Here is a 2,367-nt window from a genome sequence, read left to right as displayed (position 1 = left end):
CCGCCCGGGCGAGCGCCAGGGCGCGCCGGCGCCGGCGCGCGACCAGCGCGACCACGGCGACGAGTTCGCGGACATGAACGTCGACGTCGACCCGGATTGGGGCGCGCCCGCCGACGAGCCGGCGACGTCCGCCTCCGATCGCGGGGCCGCACGGCTGGGGTTTGCCGGAACCGCGCACGGCAAGGCCGCCGCCCGGGCAACGGGTCTGACCGCACTGGTCGACGAGTTCGGGTCCGGCCCCCGGCTGCCGATGTTGCCCGACGGCTGGGAATCCGACGGCGGCACCGCGCCGGACCGGCCCGACGCCGGGCGCCGGTAATGTCGACTCCGTGCGTAGCGAAGGTGACACCTGGGACATCACAACGAGTGTCGGTTCGACGGCGTTGTTCGTGGCGACCGCGCGAGCGCTGGAGGCGCAAAAGCCGGATCCGCTGGTCGTCGACCCCTATGCGGAGGTGTTCTGCCGCGCCGTGGGCGGGTGGGCGGCCGACGTCCTGGACGGCAAGGCCCCCGATCACGAGCTGACGACTCCGGACTGGGGCGAGCACTTCGTCAACTTCCAGGGCGCCCGCACCAAGTACTTCGACGACTATTTCCGTCGCGCGGCCGGCGCCGGCGTGCGGCAGGTGGTCATCCTCGCGGCGGGCCTGGACTCCCGGGCCTACCGCCTGGACTGGCCCGCCGGCACGACCGTCTTCGAGCTGGACCAGCCGCAGGTCCTCGACTTCAAGCGCGAGGTGCTCACCCGGCAGGGCGCACAACCGAAGGCGGATCGCCGCGAGGTCGCGATCGACCTGCGCGAGGACTGGCCGCAAGCCCTGCGCGACAGCGGCTTCGATGCCACCCGGCCGTCGGCCTGGATCGCCGAAGGCCTGCTGATCTATCTCCCGGCCGCCGCCCAGCAGCAGCTGTTCACCGGCATCGACGGCCTGGCCGCTTCGGGCAGCCATGTTGCCGTCGAGGACGGCGCCCCGCTCGACCAGGACGACTTCGAGGCGAAACGCGAACAAGAGCGCGCCGCGATGGCCGACGGCGCCGAACGGCCCTTCTATCAGTTGGTGTACAACGAGCGGATCGCGCCCGCGACCGAATGGTTCGGCGAACGGGGCTGGACCGCGGTCGGCACCCCGCTGGCCGATTTCCTCCGCCAGAACGGCAGGCCGGTGCCCGGGCCCGACGTGGACGCCGGGCCGATGGTCGCCCGCAACACCCTGGTGAGCGCGGTCAAATCCTGACCCGGGTTCGCATGAGTTCCCGATGAGTTGACCCCGCGCGGGAACTTTCGCGCGGCGCCCTCCGACTACTACCGGGCTGATCGGTGCGCCGCCCAACAGCCCGGGCGGCGCCGCTCCCAGCCCGGCGAGGAGTCGCGGGATGACCGCACCGGTGTGGATGGCGCTGCCCCCGGAGGTCCATTCGGCTCAACTGAGCAGCGGTCCGGGGCCGGCCGGCCTGCTGGCCGCCGCGGCCGCCTGGAGCTCGCTGAGCACGACGTACGCCTCGGCCGCCGACGAGCTGTCCGCGACCCTGGCGGCTGCCCAGGCCGGGGCGTGGGAGGGGCCCGCCGCGGCGCAGTACGTGGCCGCCCACGCGCCCTATCTGGCGTGGCTGACGCGCGCGAGCGCCGACAGCGCGGCGGCCGCGGCGCGGCACGAGACCGCGGCGGCCGCCTACACCGCCGCGGTGGCCACCATGCCGACGCTGCCCGAGCTGGCCGCCAACCACGCCGTCCACGGCGCGTTGGTGGCGACGAACTTCTTCGGCGTCAACACCATCCCGATCGCGCTCAACGAGGCCGACTACGCGCGCATGTGGGTGCAGGCGGCCACCACGATGACCACCTACCAGGCGGTCTCGACCATGGCGGTGGCTTCCACCCCGACGACCGACCCGGCCCCGGTCATCCTGCACGCCGACGCCGGCGACGAGCCCGACGACTCCGGGATCGTCGACAACGACGGTGGCAACCCGTACCAGCTGAGCTGGTGGATCAACAGGTTTACGGAGATCTTCCAAACCATCGCTCGCGATTTGGAGGAGTTCCCGGAGAACCCGTCCGAGGCGCTGACGCAGCTGCTCAACGACATCGGCCTGCTGATCGCGGACGAGTTCACGCACGCGATCGAGGCCTTCCAGGCGTTCGCCCCCCAGATCGCGGCGTTCGCGCTCGCCCTCCCGGCCGGCGCCGCGGCGGGCCTCGTCGGCCTGGTCGGACTGACCGCGGTTCAGCCCGGACCGGTCCCCGTACCCGCCGCCGCGGTACCCGCGCCGGCACCCCAGACCGCGAAAATGCCCGCGGTGACCACCGGCGCGCCGGTGAGCGTCACGGCCCCGGCGCCGTCCGCTACCGCCCCGGCCTCGGCCCCG

The 2,367-nt window shown here is 73.1% G+C and carries 3 protein-coding genes; all 3 read left to right on the top strand.

The genetic code is table 11. From position 1 onward, the window contains the following. On the top strand, positions 1 to 319 hold a 319-nt coding region (locus HMPREF0591_RS29320), incomplete at its 5' end, for a PPW family C-terminal domain-containing PPE protein (RefSeq protein WP_007172495.1). A 10-nt stretch (positions 320 to 329) separates the two neighbouring features. Next, complete coding sequence (locus tag HMPREF0591_RS29315; RefSeq protein ID WP_007172494.1) at positions 330 to 1,235, top strand: class I SAM-dependent methyltransferase; 906 nt, start codon at positions 330 to 332, stop codon at positions 1,233 to 1,235. Positions 1,236 to 1,374: 139 nt separating this feature from the next. Then, a partial coding sequence (locus HMPREF0591_RS29310) for a PPE family protein (RefSeq protein WP_007172493.1) occupies positions 1,375 to 2,367 on the top strand: 993 nt, incomplete at its 3' end.

The organism is Mycobacterium parascrofulaceum ATCC BAA-614, from assembly GCF_000164135.1.
GTDB classification, from domain to species: Bacteria; Actinomycetota; Actinomycetes; order Mycobacteriales; family Mycobacteriaceae; genus Mycobacterium; species Mycobacterium parascrofulaceum.
Note: the sequence above shows the minus strand (reverse complement) of the source record. Positions and strands in the feature narration are given on the sequence as shown.